Below are 18,326 nucleotides of genomic sequence, written 5' to 3'. Positions count from 1 at the left end.
TCTTGCGGCAGGGAAACTATGCACATTTATATTCCCCGTTCTATTTTTTTAACCATCAATTCACTGTTGCTGCTGTATATTACAGCGTTTTCTCTGGTGATCTTTCCTTCTTTATACAGGTTTAAAAGGCTGGAGTCCATGGAGACCATACCTTCTGCCTGTCCGGTAGCTATGACAGAATCAATTTGATGGGTCTTTGCTTCACGGATCATATTCCGGATGGCATTGTTGAAAAACATAATCTCAAATGCCGGCTCAACGCCTCCGTCGAGTGTGGGAATCAATTGCTGGGAAACCACTGCCTGAACCACCATGGAAAGCTGCATCCGGATCTGCTGCTGCTGATTGGGAGGAAAACTGTCGATGATCCGGTCAATGGTATTGGCAGCCCCAACGGTGTGAAGGGTGGAGATCACCAGATGGCCGGTTTCCGCAGCCGTCATGGCGATGCGGATGGTCTCGTAATCTCTCATCTCTCCCACCAGGATCACATCGGGAGCCTGTCTTAAAGCCGCCCGCAGTCCGGTCACATAGCTGTCCGTATCCGTTGTGATCTCTCTTTGGGTCACCACGCTCTGTTTATGGCGGTGCAGGTATTCCAGAGGATCTTCCAGAGTAATTACATGAGCATTCCTGGTGTTATTTATTTTATCAATGATACAGGCCAGGGTAGTTGTCTTTCCGCTTCCCGCAGGGCCTGTCACCAGCACGAATCCCTTTGTCATTTTGGAAATGCCCATAACCGTTTCAGGAATGTGCAGTTCTTTGTAATCCGGCAGATCAAAGGTGACCACCCGGATCACAGCTGCCAGGGAACCTCTCTGGCGAAAAACACTGGAACGGAATCTGGAAACACCGGAAAGTGCAAAGGAAAAATCATCATCACCATGTTCCCTTACTTTATCCATGCTTCTATTACCCGCCAGTACATACAATTCCTCAATCAACGCTTCCATCTGTGCAGGGAACAGCTTTTCTTCGTTTTGATAAACGATCCTGCTTCCGATTTTATAAGAAAAGGGCATCCCCGGCACCAGAAAAATATCCGATGCATTCTGTGCCACAGCAGCACTTAACAAATCCTCTACCTTCATTTTCCCGTCTCCTGCTTTTTTAAATCTTCCCCAGTCCACACTGCCATGGAATGATCAATCTCATAATCTTCAGACGGTATCACATTCCATTTGGAAATTCGTACCTCTCCTTTTCCTTCAAAGCTAGGAACCAGCTCGATGAAAAGGGCCTGGGAATGGGGCATGGGAATCTGGGTAACCACCGTTTGCTCTTCTTTATGGTAGTAATTCCCCAGTTCCTGAGCCAGCATATCCTGAGTTCCAGTTTGTCCCTGTCCCTTCTCCTTCACCTCCCTGACTTTATTAAGGACCATCTGATAAAAGGCTTCCCCTTTCCCGTCTGCCCGGTAATATTCGGTTATGGCAGAGGCATTTCGCTCTGCCATATTATGTTCGCTTTTTGCAGTGCTCAAAGACAGCATTCCAAATGTCACAAGACACATGACAATGAAGATCAGAATAAGGGAAGGACCTCCTATATTGGCTCTGTAACCGTTTTCCTGTTTCGCCATGAATCCACCTCCGTCAATCTTTGCTCTCATGCCGTTTTACCGTAAGGGTATACAATTCTTTTCTTCCCTTTTTAACGGTCAGTGCCAGTTCCGTATCCAAAGGAAACTCTGCGTCTGCAATGAATACCGCCTGATCTTCTTCACATGGATTCCCGTTTTTATCAAATCCCAGGGAAAGAGATTTTCCATCATGCTTCTGCCCATAGACAGAAAATGTATCCATAAGCCCTTGTCTGCCGTTTGCTTTAAAAACCTCTCCTGTGCTTTGAGCAAGAAAAACCGCCCGGTTTAGGTCCGCTGCCTCCCGGCTTATGGAATCCGCCTTAACAAAAGTCTGAATACAGATTCCCGCACAAAGGATAAAGAAAAAGACAACCGCTGTCATCTCCATCATAAATACTCCGGAATGGCTTTTTCTATTCATCTTCATATCCTCCGCTTCTTAAGGATAACCAGACAGAGCTTCCAAAATCTCCTTCTGTCTTTATATAGAGAAGCTTTCCTTCCATCTTCATGGAAACCGGACTGCATGAGAGGATCGCATTGCCATCTCCTACGGAAAGCCCGCTTTGACCATCGGTAAATAATTCCCATAATTTACCATCCTGATAATAAATGTCTGTCACATAAACAGCTCCGTTGATGGTCTGTTTCAGTTCTAAAATGGTTCTTCCTGACTCTTCCTTTAAAGAGACGGCCCCTTCTTTATCTCCCTGTCTCACTTTGTTGGCAATATAGCTTAATGCCACATCTTCCCGGTAGGTATTCTCCGCCCGTGTATTAATATTCTCATAAACCCTTCCTCCGATGAGCACCAGAAAAAGAGCGCTTAATACAAATACTAAAAACAGTAAAAGGGTAAAAAGAGCACCTGCCAGCCGGCCTCTTTGATCTTCTCTCCCGCTCATTTTCCACCTCCCGGTCATTGTTCATGGAGATTGACGGTAATATCCGGCATGAAGTTTGAGGCAAAGCCGTTGTAAAACACATCATATCGTTCTTTGTCAATCTGTATTCCGTAATTTTCTTCCAGATATTCCACACTGGGCGGATATCTTCCTTCTATGGCATAACACTGGACCGATGCTCTCCGAAGGGCATCCCGCAGAGTTTCAGCACCTTTTAAATCCGTTTTACGGGAAAATAATAGGATTCCAGAGATAAATAAAGCGATCATCCCCGCAAATACAGCCAGAGGGATCACACTTCCAATCATTTCCTTTAGAGAATTTCCATTCCTCATTGAAACGCCTCCTAACCGATGGCAGATAAAACACCCACAAGCGGCAGCATAACAGACAGGAGGATCAGTCCCACTGCTACTGCAAGAACGGCAACTGCGGTCGGTTCAAACCGGCTGACCAGATGTTCTATGGCCATATCCGCTTCTTCTTCATAATTTTTTGAAATCTCTTCCATCACGCTGTCCAGCCGCCCGCTCTTTGTGCCTACCTTGATCATCTGCACATAGAATCCCTTAAACATTCCCGTGTTCTTCATAGCCGTATAATAGTCGGTCCCTGCTTCCATTTCTGCGGAGCAATGTTTGATCTTTTCCTCCACAGACTTATTTTCAACCAGGCTGCCGGCAAGCTCCATTCCCTTTTCCAGATCCAGTCCGCTTTTTAAAGTCAGTGCCATAACCGCAGTGAAACGCCGATTAGCTATCGCAAGTGCGATCTTATTCTTTCTTTTGATCCACTGCAAAAACCGCTCTGCCGCAGGAATTCTCTTTCCGTATTTTCCGAAACTCCAAACCAGGAAAATCACGATTGCAAGAACCCCTCCCAGAATCAGAGCTGCTCCCGAGAAAATACTTCCCAGTCTGGTGGCAGCAAGAGAAACCGGCGACATCTCTGTCCCCAGCTGTTCATATACCCGTTCAAATATGGGCATGACCTTTGTAAACAAGACAAACAGTACCACCAAAAGCATGGTAATCATGATCAAAGGATACGTCACCGCATGTTTTAAATTTTTAAAAAGCAAATATTCTTTCTCATAATAATCTGCCAGAGATTCCATGATCTGGTCCAAGTTGCCGGTTTCCTCTCCAAGCCTTGCCATTCGGACCACATAAGAAGGATACACTCCCGCATGTTCCAGCACGGTTGAAAACGGGCTTCCAAGTTCTGCTTCTTCCGCCATCTGCATCAGGAGTTTTTTTTCTTCATCCCATACCGCATCCTCCGCCATAACAGACAATCCCTCATCAAGAGGGATTGCAGCATGAAGAAGAAGGGATATCTGAAGGCAGAAAGCGGAAATTTCCCTTGAGGAATATATTTTTTTCGCATCCTTAGCCATATATCGTCTCTCCTATTCCTATGTAATTTCTTTAGTAAGTATATTTCCCCTTATAATTGGAGCTGTTGGTGATGTAGTCCCTGATCGCCGGATCATTGGCCCCTGATGAAGCAAAGGTAGGGTCCATGAGCTTCCAGTCATTGCCATCAAAATAAATGATGTTATCCACCCAGCCCTGGCCTTCAATATAAACATTGACCCAGGCATGGTAAAGGCTTCCTGTATAGCCTACCACAAGCTTTGTAGGAATCCCCTGGGATCTGAGCATGGCAGTCATCACTGCCGCATAATCAAAGCAGATCCCTTTTTTCTTCGCCAGCACCTGATCCACATTGGGCAGATACCCGGTCTGTACCGAATTGGCCAGTGCCGTATCATACGTAAAATTATTGACTACATAGTTATAAACGTTATTGACAACGGCAAGAGAATCTGCCGCCGGGGCTGCAAGTTCCGCTCCTTTTTTAACGACCGCACTTTCCGAAGTAAAATTCACATACTGGTTCGGATAAAGAAATGGTTCAAACTCATTGACCAGTTTTACCGGAATCTGATTGCTCGACTTTATGGCATACTGGGTTCCCTGTACCTGTTCCAGAACACGGACCGTGTAGGTTCCGTTTCCTTCCGTCAGGGGAAACACCTCATAGGCGGATCTTGCATTTAAATCATAGGTATAAGTCTCACCGCCATTTTTTATGACCTGTACTTTTATTCTGGAAGCATTTCCTGTATACTGTACCATTACATAGCCATGGCTTGCATTGGATGCATCAAGGGTGACAGAATTACTTCTAAACGTTACGGTTCCCGAAGCCTGGGGCTTTTTCACACTTTTGCCTTCCGGTTTGGAAGATAGAGGAACCCCTTCATCCTTTATACTTACTACGGTTTTCCATTCAATGCTTTCTTTTGTATTATCTGCTGCAGTAATGCTTCCCTTCGGGCCGCAGCCGTTGATGGCTAATAATATACCCCCACAAACTGCCGCAAAAGCCGCACCTCGTTTTTTCATACTTATTTTCTCCTTGTACGTTATCCCAAGCGCTGTCTCACGATCTCATAAGCCAGTACTCCTGCTGCTACAGAAGCATTCAGAGAATCAATATCCCCTTTCATCGGAATGGAGGCAACCATATCACAGTTTTCCTTCACAAGCCTTCCGACACCGTTTCCTTCACTGCCGATGACAAGGCCGATAGGCCCTTTTAAATTCAGGCGGTACATGGTCTCTCCCCCCATATCGGCACAGACAAACCACATACCTTTTGCCTTCAGTTCCTCCATGGCAGCAGTTAAATTGGTTACCTTTGCAACCGGTGTATAGTTTAAGGCGCCGGCAGAAGTCTTGGCAACCGTAGCGGTCAGTCCTACCGCCCGGCGTTTTGGAATAATCACGCCATGGGCTCCGGCTAAATTGGCGGTACGGATAATGGCACCCAGATTATGGGGATCTTCAATCCCATCAAGCAGGAACAGAAACGGCGGTTCCCCTTTTTCTTCTGCAGCCTTTAACATATCTTCCACTTCTGCATATTCATAGGCCGCTGCATGAGCGATCACCCCCTGGTGATGGCCTTCCTCTGACATCTGGTCTAACCGCTCCCGCTCTACGAAATTGACGATGGTATCCGTCTTTTTCGCTTCCCGGACAATGGACTGAATGGGGCCATCCTGGACTCCCTTTTGTACATAAAGCTTATCAATCGTCTTTCCGGAACGGAACGCCTCCAATACTGCGTTTCTTCCTTCTATGGTAAATTCCTCTATCATTCCAGTTCTCCTATTCTTTCAAGTCCTTTGCCCACTACGGCTATGAGCCGTTCCAATTCACCGTTTAAATACAGATAACCGCAAAGGGCTTCAAATCCGGTGGCGGTCCGATAATCTGCCATTGTGGCATGTTTGGCCGTGGTCACGGATTTGGCATTGCGTCCACGCTTGTAAACAGCGATCTCTTCCGGCGTTAAATCTTCCTCCTCCAAAAGCCGGCGGATGATGTCCGCCTGTGTTCCTGCATTGACCAGCTTAGCGCTTTTTTTATGCATGTTGTTGACCTGAGTGCTTCCATGGTTCATCACCTTGGTGCGGATGATCACCTCATAAACGGCGTCTCCGATATAAGCCAGAGCCAGAGGGGAATAGCTTTTTATATCCACTTCTTTTAAATGCAGTGTTTCTTTAAATAAATCAGAAAAACCAGACAGCGAAATTATATTCTCTTCCATTTTACACCTTCCCTGGTGTCCTCCAGAACAATTCCTTGATCCAGTAATTTTCCGCGAATTTCATCTGCCAGGCCAAAATTCTTATCCTTTCTGGCCTGCTGCCTTGCTTCGATCATGGCCTCGATCTCATCGTCAAGAATTTCTTCCTTCTTCTCAGTGATGATGCCCAGAACATCGCAAAGCATTTCAATGGTTTCCTTTAAGAAACTCACATATTCTGCAGAACTGTTCTCATCGGTAGTGGAGTTGCTTAACTTTACTAATTCAAAAATAGCGGATATTGCATCTGCTGTGTTAAAATCATCATCCATCGCAGTCTCGAATTTGACAACCAGTTCTTCCACAGGCTTTTTATCCTCGCCTTCACGAAGAGTCTGTGTCTTTACTTTGGCCTGAAGATCCTTTAACTTATCCACAGCTGTCAGAATCCGGTCCAGGCCGTTCTTGGAAGCTTCCATCAATTCGGCACTGAAATTAAGAGGACTTCTGTAATGAGCACTGAGCATAAAGAAACGCAGAATCCGCAGATCATATTTCTCGCCAATATCTCTGACCGTAAAGAAATTCCCAAGAGATTTGGACATCTTTTTATTGTCTATGTTCAAGAATGCATTGTGCATCCAGTATTTTGCAAATTCTTTTCCATTGGCTGCTTCACTTTGGGCGATCTCATTCTCATGATGAGGGAATATTAAATCCTCTCCCCCTGCATGGATATCAATCTGATCCCCAAGATATTTCTTTGACATAACGGAACATTCAATATGCCATCCCGGTCTGCCTTCACACCATGGAGATTCCCAGTAAGGCTCCCCCTCTTTTTTCGGCTTCCATAAAACAAAATCCGAAGGGTCCTCCTTGCCGTCTTCCCCGGTCACCTTGATTTCCCGGAAACCGGATTGCAAGTCTTCCAGATTCTTATGGGAAAGTTTACCATAACCTTCAAACGCTTTGGTACGGAAATAAACAGTTCCGTCCTTTGCTGCATAGGCGTGACCGGAATCAACCAGTTCCTTTATCATATCAATCATTCCGCAGATCTCCTCCGTTGCCAGAGGATTCCTTGTGGCCGGCTTTACATTCAGGGCTTCCATATCTTTTTTGCATTCTTCAATATAGCGTTTTGATATGACATCTGCATCTACCCCTTCTTCAATTGCCTTTTTAATGATCTTATCATCTACATCGGTAAAATTGGAGACAAAATTAACCTCATAGCCTTTATATTCAAAATATCTCCGCACCGTATCAAATACGATCATAGGCCTTGCGTTGCCGATGTGTATATAATTGTATACCGTAGGGCCACAGACGTACATCTTGACCTTTGATGGCTCTATCGGCACAAATTCCTCCTTTTGTCTGGATAATGTATTAAAAACCTTCATAATAATTCCCTCCTGTCTTACCAGTTCCTATTTCTTACAGCAGCCTCCGCAGCTGCCGCAATCCGCTCTCATGATATTGTCATCATAGCAATAATCCTCTACAGACGTAAGAAGAGTGATCGCCTGAGCGGAAATGCCTTCTCCTGTTCCCGTAAATCCAAGCCCTTCTTCTGTAGTCGCTTTTACGTTCACTTTTCCCACCGGCAGATTGAGCGCATCTGCAATGTTCTCCATCATCTGGGGACGATAAGCCAGAAGCTTTGGCTTCTGAGCAATGACCGTTGCATCAATGTTCTCGACAATATATCCCTTTTCCTCTAAAAGTCCTGCTGCCAGCTTTAACAGTTCCATGCTGGAAACATCTTTATACTGAGGGTCATGATCCGGATAATGCTCTCCGATATCCCCTAATCCGGCCGCACCAAACAGTGCATCAATGACCGCATGGATCAATACGTCTGCATCCGAATGGCCCATAAGTCCTTTTTCGTACGGAATCTTTACGCCTCCGATAATCAAATCTCTTCCTTCTACTAATTTATGAACATCATATCCCTGTCCAATTCTCATAATTTATCCTTTCTTCTATATATATACAAACATTGCTATACAATCACCCGCAATTTTTTACTGATACAGTGAATCTGTACATCTTTTTGGCAAAAACAGCTTTCTCCGTCGGTATGAACCGCCAGGGGCTGCTCCATATGAATCATAATCTCTTTACAGGTATAGAAACGAATCCCCATATTGGAGGATCTTTTGCCTAATAGGGAGCAGGCCAGAAATGGAATAAGCTTCCGCTTTTTCCTGGTATTCATCATACAAACCGTAAGTTTCCCATCTTCAAAGCTGGCATCCGGAGCAAGCTTAAATCCTCCCCCTTCATAGGGGTGAATATGTGCAGATATAAAATACGCGTGGTTAAATTCCACCTTTTGAACCCCATCCAAAAGAATATACCCTTTTGACGGCTTTGCCAGCATTAGCTGCTTGAGCCCCACCAGGAGATAAGCCAGGCGTCCGACATGGAACTTATAGAGCAGTCTTTTGGTTTTTGAAAATAAAATGTTATGGCAAACAGCCGCATCCATTCCGATGCCGGCGCTTACGCTGAACCGTCTGTGGGCGACTTCTCCGTCTCCGTAAGTCAGAACCCCGTAATCCATCAGCTTATAATATTTTGGATGCAGAATCTTCTTTAAACACCGAACCGGATTCCCCGGCAGTTTTAAGCTTCTTGCCAAATCATTACCTGATCCGGCAGGAATATACCCTAATGTAATAGAACCACAGAAGGAAAGCCCATCTAAAATCTCGTTCACTGTTCCGTCTCCGCCTACAGCGATGATGACTATGGATTCTTTACAGCCGCTTGTCAGCCGGCTGGCAAAGATTCTGGCATCTCCCGGCTTCTCTGTTAAGAAAGCCTGATACTCCACTCCGGAAGCATTTAACGTATCTTCCAGCTTTTTCCATATAGTTTGTCCACGTCCGCAGCGTGAGTTGGGGTTTACAATAAAATAATACATGGAATCCCTCCACTTTTTGCTATTTGTTAGTATATCATAAAACAGCAAAAATGAATATAAAAAAAATGGAAAAAGGCTGTCGCTTCCTGTCGTACAAAAAACCCTGTAATCTTATGATTACAGGGTTATCAATAGCGGAAGGGAGATTCGAACTCTCGACACCACGGGTATGAACCGTGTGCTCTGGCCAACTGAGCTATTCCGCCATATGAAATTGTGAAGTAAACGCTTTGTTTACCAATGGGACCTACAGGGCTCGAACCTGTGACCCTCTGCTTGTAAGGCAGATGCTCTCCCAGCTGAGCTAAGATCCCAGTGCTTGTCCGGACGTTTGTTTTTCTCTCGTTCCCGACTGCTTCATTAGTATAATATGAATTGTATCAATTGTCAACACTTTTTTGTCAATTTTTTTCCTTTTTCCCCCATATCTCTGAAAGCCTGATTGTTACTGGGTTTTCTGCCGGTATCTTCCAACTATACCTTTTGAATTACAGCTAAAAAAGAAGCCATCCGTGAAATATTATGATTTCCCGGATGGCAAGTGATTATTCTTTTTTCAAAAACACGGCTTTATTATTGTTTTTATTCTCCCGCACTTCCAGCTGCACAATGCTGTGTACAAATTTGGAAAATGTGGAATAGCCGTAATCCTTAACTTTAAAATCTGCAAACTTCCGGTGCATTCCATTGCCCAGAGCTGCAAGCTCCATACCGTTTTTGCCGCTGCCTTTGACTAACTTCACCGCATAATCGTCAAGCTCCTGCCGTTTTGTGCGGTTATCCTTCATGCGGACGGTCACCACATTATTGGATTTTCTCAGTTCAAAGCTGTCCATCTCTTCCAGAAATTTTGACAAAGAGCTGTAGCCATAATTTCTCACATCAAAATCAGAATATTTTTTTACAAGTCGGTTGCCGATCTCACCCAGTCCGGTCGCCTTGTTTTTATCGTCATTTTCTAAAATAATGGATGCAATATCCTGCTCAATCACTTGTTTTCCAATGGCTCCGCCGCCGGTTCCTTCTTCATCCTGATCGAGAAGCACCTCTAAGTTGGTGAAAACCGTGCAGGCCGCGCGGAAGGATTTGGGTGTTTTTTCCTCCCCCATTCCGATGACTTCTTTTCCGGATTCCCTAAGCCTGCTGGCAAGGCGGGTAAAATCGCTGTCACTGGATACGATGCAGAATCCATCTACATTGTCCGTATAAAGTAAATCCATCGCATCAATAATAAGTGCGGAGTCAGTTGCGTTCTTTCCAACGGTATTGGAAAACTGCTGAATGGGAGTGATGGAATTTTCTAAAAGCTCCATCTTCCATTTGCCCATCTGGGCGCTTGTCCAATCACCGTAAATCCGTTTGTAGGTAATGACACCATATCGTGTCATCTCATCCAGAATACATGTAATATACTTGGCTGATATATTATCAGAATCAATTAATACTGCAAATTTTTTGTCACTCAAACCTCTGCTCTCCCGTCTTAATTTGTTTTTCCATATTCTGTCTTTTCCCTCGTATTCCATTTCATTATATTTCATTTTTCCATTTATTACAATAACATTACGGTGGTTAATATGGGAGAATTTTTGCAATGTATTTTTCATTCTTATGTTCATAATAAAAAAGAAGGATGAATGACAGAACTGAAAGGAGTGTTTTTATGAATTCAACGACTTCATGCGGAAATGATAAAACAAAACCATGTCCTGCAACACCATCGGCAACGGTTCAGCTTGCAATTGCTACTGTGCCTATGCAGCCTTGGGAACAGCCCTATGACCCGGCAGCAGCTTTAAAAAACGGCACCATATTTCCAAGCCTGAATCTTCCCTTCTATGTTACGGGAGGTGAGGCATGATGGCAGACCGCAATAATCTCTTAAAACAAATTACAGAAATCAGTTTTACGGTCAACGACTTAACCTTGTATCTGGATACTCATCCAGTGGATCAGGAAGCGCTGACTGCATTTAAGCAAGCCATGGAACAGAGAAAGCAGCTGTTAAAAAACTACGCAGAAAATTTTGAACCTCTCACCATGGACTGTGTCTGCCCGGATACCAATAACAAAAATGACATCAACACAAAATACCCAGGGCAGAAGCATTTCACCTGGGCCGATGGTCCCCTGCCGTGGGAAGGAGGTAATGTATAATGTGGAGTTATGAAAAAAGACTGCAGTTCCCGGTAAACATTAAAGAGACCTGTCCTAAAACTGCCTCTCTGGTCATCAGCCAGTTCGGCGGTCCTGACGGAGAATTAGCTGCTTCTATGCGGTATCTTTCCCAGAGATATACCATGCCATGCAAAGAAGTGGGAGGACTTTTGACCGATATCGGGACAGAAGAACTGGGTCATCTTGAAATGATTTGTTCCATTATCTATCAGCTGACGAAAAACTTGTCTGCGGAACAGGCAAAAACCGCAGGGTTTGATGCATATTATATTGATCATACCACCGCGCTCTGGCCGACTGCCGCTGCCGGAGTTCCCTTCAATGCATGCGAGTTTCAGTCCAAAGGCGATGCCATCACCGATTTGATCGAGGACCTTGCCGCAGAACAGAAAGCAAGAACCACCTATGATAACTTAATTCGTATCATCACAGATCCAGACGTACGGGAACCACTGAAATTCCTTCGTGCAAGAGAAGTGGTGCATTTCCAGAGGTTTGGAGAGGCCCTTGAAAAAATCAAATCTGATTTAGATGCGAAAAACTTCTACTATTTCAACCCTGAATTTGACAAACAATTTGTCAAAAAACCAGCACAGTAATGAATCTGACATTAATATAGAAGAAAGGCCGGAACAGGATTACCTGTAATTCCGGCCTTTCTTCTATATTGAAAAGCTATTTCTGCTCTTCATAACTGTATTTTAACAATTCATAGATCTCCTCCGTCACCGGATCATCTTTATAATACGCATCAAGTAGACTTATGATTTTTGCAGCAAACTCCGACGGAACCGGAAGATCTTTTACTGCTGCATGAAAATCCTCTTTCATCTGGCTTACCATGTCCTTTTTTTCAGGAACAGGCAGGCCATAGATTTTATAGAGCATTCCCATGGCCGCACAAGCCTCATTGGGGGAAGTCAGTGGTGCATTATCAAATCTGGTTTTAATTTCTACCGCCTGTTTGTTGATGTAAAATATCATATCATCTCAATTCCTTATATATTTTTAACCTGTGCAATGTCGATGAGGGTCAATTCTTTGGCCCGGTTTTCCATACTGGTCACCAGGGCTGCTGCCGTATCCAGGGAAGTAAGAACAGTCACGCCGGTTTCAATGGCATTTCTGCGGATCGTAAACCCGTCTTTGCTTCTGTCGGCCCCCTGAGGCGGGGTATCAATGACCAGATCAATTTCATGCCCCAGAATCAAGTCCAGCAGATTGGGCGATTCCTGTTCCAGCTTCCGCACCATAAGGGCTTTTACACCGTTTTCATTTAATACCTTCGCAGTTCCGGAGGTGGAGAATATCTTATAGCCCTGTGCCTGGAACCTTCTTGCAATTTCAATGATCTCTTCCTTGTCGGAATCTTTTACGGTGATAATCATATTCTTATGCCTGGGCAGCTTAATGCCTGCTCCTGCAAACGCCTTATAAAGTGCCTCGTTAAAGGTCTTGGCAATTCCAAGACACTCTCCCGTGGATTTCATCTCCGGTCCCAGATTGATGTCTGCGCCGCGGATCTTCTCAAAGGAGAATACCGGCATCTTTACGGCAATGTAATCTGCCTCCGGCTGCAGCCCCGGCTCATACCCCAGCTCCTTAATGGTATGGCCGCAGATCACCTGGGTCGCCAGAGGAACAATAGGAATTCCGGTCACTTTACTGATATATGGCACCGTACGGGAAGAACGAGGATTTACCTCGATAACATATACGTCTTTTCCGCTCACAATGAACTGAATATTGATCATACCCTTTACATGAAGAGCCCTCGCCAGTCTTCTGGTGTATTCCACCAGCTTTCCCTTGACTTCCTCGTCAATGCTCTGAGCCGGATATACGGAAATACTGTCACCGGAATGGACACCGGCACGTTCGATATGCTCCATAATGCCAGGGATTAAGATCTCCTGGCCGTCGCAGACTGCATCGACTTCGATCTCTTTTCCCATAATATATTTATCCACCAGAATCGGGTGTTCCTGGGCAATCTGATTGATGATTCCGATGAATTCGTCCACATCCTGATCGGAAATCGCAATCTGCATTCCCTGTCCGCCAAGTACATAGGAAGGTCTTACTAACACCGGATAACCAAGCTGGTTTGCCACCGTCTTCGCTTCTTCGGCTGTAAATACAGTCTGTCCGGCTGGTCTTGGGATCTGGCATTCTTCCAGGATCTTATCAAAAAGCTCCCGGTCTTCCGCTGCATCTACATCTTCTGCTGCGGTTCCAAGAATGGGGACTCCCATCTTCATCAGCGCTTCGGTCAGTTTGATGGCAGTCTGTCCGCCGAACTGTACCACTGCTCCGTCCGGCTTTTCGATGTCCACAATGCTCTCCACATCCTCCGGAGTAAGAGGTTCAAAATACAGTTTATCGGCAATATCAAAGTCTGTACTTACGGTCTCAGGGTTGTTATTGACAATAATCGTCTCATAGCCTTCTCTGCTGAAGCTCCAGGTGCTGTGAACGGAGCAGAAGTCAAACTCGATTCCCTGGCCGATGCGGATAGGACCGGAACCCAGAACCAATACTTTCTTTCTTCCGGAAGTCTGAATGGCTTCATTCTCACTTCCAAAGCAGGAGTAATAATAAGGTGTTTCGGCGGCAAATTCAGCCGCACAGGTATCTACCATCTTAAATGCCGCTGTAATGCCGTTGTCTTTTCTTGTCTGATGAATGTCTTCCACAGAGATTCCAGTCAGCCTGGAAATCACAGTATCCGGGAATTCCAGACGTTTGGCTTCCTTTAATAATTCGGTGGTCAGAGGACCTTTTTTCAGTGCTTCTTCCATCTCCACAAGAATGGCCAGCTTATCAATAAACCACACATCGACCTTTGTGATCTCATGAATGGTCTCATAGGAAAAGCCTCTTCTGATCGCCTCTGCAATGACCCAGATTCTTCTGTCATCCACCAGATGAAGGGTTTCTGTCAGTTCTTCATCCGTAAGTTCCGTAAAGTCATAAGACAGCAGGCTGTCCACATGCTGCTCCAGAGAGCGGATGGCTTTCATAAGGCCGCCTTCAAAGCTGGTGCAGATGCTCATGACCTCACCCGTTGCCTTCATTTGGGTCCCCAGAGTTCTCTTGGCACTTAAAAACTTATCAAACGGAAGGCGGGGCATCTTAACCACACAGTAATCAAGCATGGGTTCAAAACTTGCATAGGTTTTTTTCGTTACCGCATTCTTGATCTCATCCAGGGTATATCCTAAGGCAATCTTTGCCGCCACCTTTGCAATGGGATATCCGGTAGCCTTTGATGCTAGCGCAGAGGAACGGCTTACACGTGGGTTTACCTCGATCACGCAGTACTCAAAGCTTTCCGGGTGAAGGGCGTACTGTACGTTACAGCCGCCTGTGATCCCCAGCTCGCTGATGATCTTTAATGCGGAGGTACGCAGCATCTGGTACTCTTTGTCTCCAAGGGTCTGGGACGGTGCCACTACGATGCTGTCTCCGGTATGAACGCCTACGGGGTCGATGTTTTCCATATTACATACGGTGATCACATTTCCTGCACCGTCCCGCATAACTTCATATTCAATTTCCTTCCATCCGGCGATACAGCGTTCTACCAGAACCTGTCCCACACGGGATAAGCGAAGTCCGTTTTCAAGAATCTCACGGCACTGGGCCGGATTCTCAGCAATCCCGCCGCCCGAACCTCCCAGGGTATAAGCAGGACGAAGAACGATGGGATATCCGATTTCTTCCGCGATCCGAAGTCCGTCTTCCACATTCTCCACAATATCGGAAGGAGCTACCGGTTCCCCGATCTTTTCCATGGTTTCCTTAAACATCTCACGGTCTTCTGCCTTTTTAATGGTGAGAGCCGTGGTTCCGATGAGGCGGACGTTGTGCTTTTCCAAAAAGCCGTTGTCAGCAAGCTCCATGGCAAGATTTAATCCTGCCTGGCCGCCCAGGGTCGGAAGCACGCTGTCCGGTTTTTCTTTTAAAATAAGCTGCTCCACCACCTCGACCGTCAAAGGCTCGATGTATACTTTATCTGCAATATCCTTATCCGTCATGATGGTGGCAGGATTGGAATTTAATAAAACAACCTCTACGCCTTCCTCTTTTAAGGAACGGCATGCCTGGGTCCCGGCATAATCGAATTCTGCAGCCTGGCCGATGATGATCGGGCCGGAGCCAAGAACGAGCACTTTCTTAATATCCTGAATCTTAGGCATTATTTTCCTCCTCCATCATGTTTATAAACCGGTCAAATAAGTAGCTGGAATCCTGTGGTCCCGGACAGGCTTCCGGATGGTACTGTACGGTGAATATGTTCTTATTGGTATACTTTAACCCCTCATTGGTTCCGTCATTGACGTTTACGAATGCAGGAACCGCAACAGCCGGGTCCACGGTATCTTCATCAACCACATAACCGTGGTTCTGGGAGGAAATATAAACGCGTCCGGTTTCTAAATCCCTGACCGGGTGGTTTCCGCCCCGGTGTCCATACTTTAATTTATGAGTATCCGCTCCGGTTGCAAGTGCCATAAGCTGATGCCCCAGGCAGATGGCGAAAATGGGAACATTGGAATCGTACAGTTTCTTTATCTCAGCAATGATTTCCGTACACTCCTTTGGGTCACCAGGTCCGTTGGACAGCATGATGCCGTCAAAATCCCCGGACAGGATCTCTTCTGCTTTTGTACCGGCAGGATATACCGTCACTTCGCAGCCTCTCTCATTTAAAGAGCGGGCGATATTCTTCTTTGCCCCCAAATCAAGGAGTGCAACTCTCTTTCCATCGCCCGGAAGGACATGCTTTTCCTTACAGGTAGTAGCCTTTACCACACCGGTAACAGAATATTTTTTCATACGTGAAATGACGTCATCAAGATCAAAACCTTCATTGGTTGTAATCATGCCGTTCATCGTACCTTTTTCTCTTAAAATTTTTGTTAGGGCTCTCGTATCGATACCACTGATACCTGGAATGTCGTTTTCTTCTAAGAAATGCTGAATGGTATCCCCACATCTAAAGTTGCTGGGGATTCTAGATAATTCTCTGACAATGTAGCCATCGGGCCACGGTTTTAATGATTCCATATCTTCCCGGCAAATGCCGTAATTGCCAATTAACGGATAAGTCATTACAACTGCCTGCCCCGCATAAGAGGGGTCGGTGAGGACTTCTAAATATCCCGTCATGGAAGTATTGAATACAATCTCGCTTATCACTTCCCGTGTTGAACCAATGCTTGTCCCTGTAAACACAGTGCCGTCTTCCAGTATTAAAAAAGCTTTCATACGCAAAGTCCCAATCCTTTCTCAATGCTATGGTTATTAGGCCGACTGATATCTGCCCAAATTGAATAGATTATACATTATCCTGTGACATTTTTCAACCGTTTTCTTCGCAATTCTTTTTCCATTTTTTATTCATGTTTTTTTAATATTCTAAATAATATCCATATAATGTTGTATAATTATGCAATCTTCCTCTGGTATTATATTCAAAAGTATACTTTCGGCCCAATTCGGGGAAAATAGGACCGAGGTGATAAATATGATTGATAACAGTGATCTTCCAATCGGATTCACCATGGAATTGGCACAGCACTCCGACATTCTTAACCGATTTGCAGGCCTTTCCGAACCTGAGAGAAATGCCATCGTAGAAGGTGCAAGAAACATTGACAGCCGTCAGGAAATGCGCAATTACGTGGAATCCATGTTTCACGAACCCAAATCATCCTTTTTCTGAAAAGTCCCCCGCAGAATGTTTTTTATGACTCTGCGGGGACTTTTGTAATGATTTCTGTCATCCGGCAATATATTTATAACAATCATTCCATTAAGGGGAATCCTATGAATCCATACATGACAGCAAGAGCACAGGAAACCACTGCGACCGGTTCTCTTCTGGTAAATGTTGTTTCAAATGAAAACAACTTTCCCATACAGAATGCAGAAATTTCCGTTTCCTATACCGGAGATCCGGAAAGTACATTGGAACAGCTTGTTACTGATTCTTCCGGGCAGACGGAGCAGGTAAGCCTTTCCGCACCTCCCGTAGATTTAAGTTTATCTCCCAGCCTTGTCCAGCCTTATTCCCAATACTCACTTTTCGTCCGCGCCCAGGGCTTTGAACCAGTTTCCATCAACGGTACGGAAATCCTCGCAGACACCTTGGCACTTCAGCCCGTACGGATGGTTCCCATCGTAGATGAAGTATCTCCTGATGTGCCCATAGTTATCCCGGACCACACACTGTATGGGGAATATCCTCCCAAAATTGCCGAAGCAGAAGTAAAGCCGGTTGCAGAAACAGGAGAAATCGTCCTCAGCCAGGTGGTAATTCCTGAAACCATCATCGTTCACGACGGTGTTCCTACCGACCCGACAGCACCTAATTATTACGTTCCTTACGGAGAATACATCAAAAACGTCGCATCCAGTGAGATTTATGCCACATGGCCCAGAGAAACCATCATCGCCAATGTTCTTGCCATTATGAGCTTCACCTTGAACCGGGTCTATACCGAATGGTACCGGAATCAGGGATATGATTTTACCATCACCTCCTCCACTGCTTTTGACCACAAATGGATCTATGGGCGCAACATTTATGAAAGCATTTCCCAGGTAGTCGATGAAATCTTCAACAGCTATTTGTCCCGTCCGGGAGTCCGCCAGCCCATTCTTACCCAGTACTGCGACGGGCAGCGGGTCCGGTGCCCAAACTGGATGTCACAATGGGGAAGCTGTGACTTAGGAGAACAGGGCTACACCGCCATCCAGATCATCCGGAACTATTACGGAAGCGATATGTACATCAACACCGCAGAACAGGTTTCCGGCGTTCCGTCTTCGTTCCCAGGTTATAACCTGACCATTGGGGCAAGCGGAGATAAGGTCCGGCAGGTTCAGGAGCAGTTGGATACCATTGCAGGCGTTTATACTGCCATTCCGCGAATCACTGCCGACGGTATCTATGGACCGGATACGGCAGAAGCAGTCCGCCAGTTCCAGAGTATTTTTAAACTTCCTGTAACAGGTATTATTGATTTTGCCACCTGGTACCGGATCTCCCACATCTATGTGGGAATTACCCGTATTGCGGAATATTCTTAAAGAACAT

21 protein-coding genes and 2 tRNA genes are annotated in these 18,326 nt (G+C 45.4%); 5 read left to right on the top strand and 18 right to left on the bottom strand.

Going from position 1 to position 18,326, the window contains the following annotated elements:
* Positions 1-26: 26 nt before the first annotated feature.
* The 15 genes from VIG27_RS05370 to VIG27_RS05300 all read right to left on the bottom strand — a co-directional run bounded on the left by VIG27_RS05370 (position 27) and on the right by VIG27_RS05300 (position 10,506).
* Positions 27-1,094: a type IV pilus twitching motility protein PilT gene (locus tag VIG27_RS05370; RefSeq protein WP_394525857.1), complete on the bottom strand. Its 1,068-nt coding sequence runs from the start codon at positions 1,092-1,094 to the stop codon at positions 27-29.
* Positions 1,091-1,585 carry a short-chain dehydrogenase gene (locus tag VIG27_RS05365; RefSeq protein ID WP_394525856.1) on the bottom strand — a complete coding sequence of 165 codons (495 nt, stop codon included), beginning with the start codon at positions 1,583-1,585 and terminating at the stop codon, positions 1,091-1,093. The genes VIG27_RS05370 and VIG27_RS05365 overlap by 4 nt, the downstream gene beginning before the upstream one ends.
* A 13-nt stretch (positions 1,586-1,598) precedes the next feature.
* Complete coding sequence (locus VIG27_RS05360) at positions 1,599-2,009, bottom strand: hypothetical protein (protein WP_394525855.1); 411 nt, start codon at positions 2,007-2,009, stop codon at positions 1,599-1,601.
* Positions 2,002-2,493, bottom strand: coding sequence for a DUF4860 domain-containing protein (locus VIG27_RS05355; RefSeq protein WP_394525854.1), 492 nt, complete (start codon positions 2,491-2,493; stop codon positions 2,002-2,004). The genes VIG27_RS05360 and VIG27_RS05355 overlap by 8 nt, the downstream gene beginning before the upstream one ends.
* A 14-nt stretch (positions 2,494-2,507) precedes the next feature.
* Entirely contained in the window at positions 2,508-2,828 is a 321-nt protein-coding gene (locus VIG27_RS05350) for a hypothetical protein (protein WP_394525853.1), read from the bottom strand.
* Positions 2,829-2,839: 11 nt separating this feature from the next.
* On the bottom strand, positions 2,840-3,892 hold the full coding sequence (locus VIG27_RS05345; protein WP_394525852.1) for a type II secretion system F family protein: 1,053 nt from the start codon (positions 3,890-3,892) through the stop codon (positions 2,840-2,842).
* Between the two features lie 31 nt (positions 3,893-3,923).
* Positions 3,924-4,907: a transglutaminase-like domain-containing protein gene (locus VIG27_RS05340; protein WP_394525851.1), complete on the bottom strand. Its 984-nt coding sequence runs from the start codon at positions 4,905-4,907 to the stop codon at positions 3,924-3,926.
* A 20-nt stretch (positions 4,908-4,927) separates the two neighbouring features.
* Positions 4,928-5,665: a 23S rRNA (guanosine(2251)-2'-O)-methyltransferase RlmB gene (gene rlmB, locus VIG27_RS05335; RefSeq protein WP_394525850.1), complete on the bottom strand. Its 738-nt coding sequence runs from the start codon at positions 5,663-5,665 to the stop codon at positions 4,928-4,930.
* Positions 5,662-6,120 (bottom strand): Mini-ribonuclease 3, encoded by a 459-nt coding sequence (locus VIG27_RS05330; protein WP_394525849.1) that lies wholly within the window; start codon positions 6,118-6,120, stop codon positions 5,662-5,664. Before VIG27_RS05330 ends, rlmB begins: the two co-directional genes overlap by 4 nt.
* The gene (gene cysS, locus VIG27_RS05325; RefSeq protein WP_394525848.1) at positions 6,105-7,508 is read right to left on the bottom strand and encodes a cysteine--tRNA ligase; all 1,404 of its coding nucleotides are present in this window, start codon (positions 7,506-7,508) and stop codon (positions 6,105-6,107) included. The genes VIG27_RS05330 and cysS overlap by 16 nt, the downstream gene beginning before the upstream one ends.
* 27 nt (positions 7,509-7,535) lie before the next feature.
* Positions 7,536-8,078 (bottom strand): 2-C-methyl-D-erythritol 2,4-cyclodiphosphate synthase, encoded by a 543-nt coding sequence (gene ispF, locus VIG27_RS05320; RefSeq protein ID WP_394525847.1) that lies wholly within the window; start codon positions 8,076-8,078, stop codon positions 7,536-7,538.
* Between the two features lie 35 nt (positions 8,079-8,113).
* Complete coding sequence (locus VIG27_RS05315) at positions 8,114-9,040, bottom strand: diacylglycerol/lipid kinase family protein (protein ID WP_394525846.1); 927 nt, start codon at positions 9,038-9,040, stop codon at positions 8,114-8,116.
* Positions 9,041-9,172: 132 nt separating this feature from the next.
* Positions 9,173-9,246 (bottom strand) — tRNA-Met (locus VIG27_RS05310).
* 35 nt (positions 9,247-9,281) lie between these two features.
* Positions 9,282-9,354: transfer RNA gene (locus VIG27_RS05305), tRNA-Val, on the bottom strand.
* A gap of 231 nt (positions 9,355-9,585) precedes the next feature.
* The gene (locus VIG27_RS05300) at positions 9,586-10,506 is read right to left on the bottom strand and encodes an NYN domain-containing protein (RefSeq protein ID WP_394525845.1); all 921 of its coding nucleotides are present in this window, start codon (positions 10,504-10,506) and stop codon (positions 9,586-9,588) included.
* A 197-nt stretch (positions 10,507-10,703) separates the two neighbouring features.
* Here VIG27_RS05300 and VIG27_RS05295 point away from each other — a divergent pair, with 197 nt between their 5' ends.
* From VIG27_RS05295 to VIG27_RS05285, 3 genes are read left to right on the top strand one after another with little or no spacing between them, the layout of a single operon-like run.
* Positions 10,704-10,901, top strand: coding sequence for a spore coat associated protein CotJA (locus VIG27_RS05295; RefSeq protein WP_394525844.1), 198 nt, complete (start codon positions 10,704-10,706; stop codon positions 10,899-10,901).
* Positions 10,901-11,197, top strand: coding sequence for a spore coat protein CotJB (locus VIG27_RS05290; RefSeq protein WP_394527415.1), 297 nt, complete (start codon positions 10,901-10,903; stop codon positions 11,195-11,197). Before VIG27_RS05295 ends, VIG27_RS05290 begins: the two co-directional genes overlap by 1 nt.
* Positions 11,197-11,817 carry a manganese catalase family protein gene (locus VIG27_RS05285; protein WP_394525843.1) on the top strand — a complete coding sequence of 207 codons (621 nt, stop codon included), beginning with the start codon at positions 11,197-11,199 and terminating at the stop codon, positions 11,815-11,817. Before VIG27_RS05290 ends, VIG27_RS05285 begins: the two co-directional genes overlap by 1 nt.
* Positions 11,818-11,893: 76 nt before the next feature.
* Here the strand turns inward: VIG27_RS05285 and VIG27_RS05280 are convergent, their stop codons facing one another.
* Genes VIG27_RS05280 through VIG27_RS05270 form a run of 3 tightly spaced genes read right to left on the bottom strand, consistent with a single transcriptional unit; the run spans position 11,894 to position 16,492 of the window.
* On the bottom strand, positions 11,894-12,202 hold the full coding sequence (locus VIG27_RS05280; protein ID WP_394525842.1) for a DUF3837 family protein: 309 nt from the start codon (positions 12,200-12,202) through the stop codon (positions 11,894-11,896).
* Positions 12,203-12,216: 14 nt separating this feature from the next.
* Positions 12,217-15,420: a carbamoyl-phosphate synthase large subunit gene (gene carB / locus VIG27_RS05275; RefSeq protein ID WP_394525841.1), complete on the bottom strand. Its 3,204-nt coding sequence runs from the start codon at positions 15,418-15,420 to the stop codon at positions 12,217-12,219.
* Positions 15,413-16,492: a carbamoyl phosphate synthase small subunit gene (locus tag VIG27_RS05270; RefSeq protein ID WP_394525840.1), complete on the bottom strand. Its 1,080-nt coding sequence runs from the start codon at positions 16,490-16,492 to the stop codon at positions 15,413-15,415. Before VIG27_RS05270 ends, carB begins: the two co-directional genes overlap by 8 nt.
* A 259-nt stretch (positions 16,493-16,751) precedes the next feature.
* Here VIG27_RS05270 and VIG27_RS05265 point away from each other — a divergent pair, with 259 nt between their 5' ends.
* Positions 16,752-16,949, top strand: a complete 198-nt coding sequence (locus tag VIG27_RS05265; RefSeq protein ID WP_394525839.1) for a hypothetical protein — start codon at positions 16,752-16,754, stop codon at positions 16,947-16,949.
* Positions 16,950-17,053: 104 nt separating this feature from the next.
* Positions 17,054-18,319 carry a peptidoglycan-binding domain-containing protein gene (locus VIG27_RS05260; RefSeq protein ID WP_394525838.1) on the top strand — a complete coding sequence of 422 codons (1,266 nt, stop codon included), beginning with the start codon at positions 17,054-17,056 and terminating at the stop codon, positions 18,317-18,319.
* Positions 18,320-18,326 lie beyond the last annotated feature (7 nt).

The sequence above is a fragment of the Lacrimispora sinapis genome (genome assembly GCF_043633585.1).
Classification (GTDB): Bacteria; Bacillota; Clostridia; order Lachnospirales; family Lachnospiraceae; genus Lacrimispora; species Lacrimispora sinapis.
This window is presented reverse-complemented; position numbering and strand designations above follow the sequence as displayed.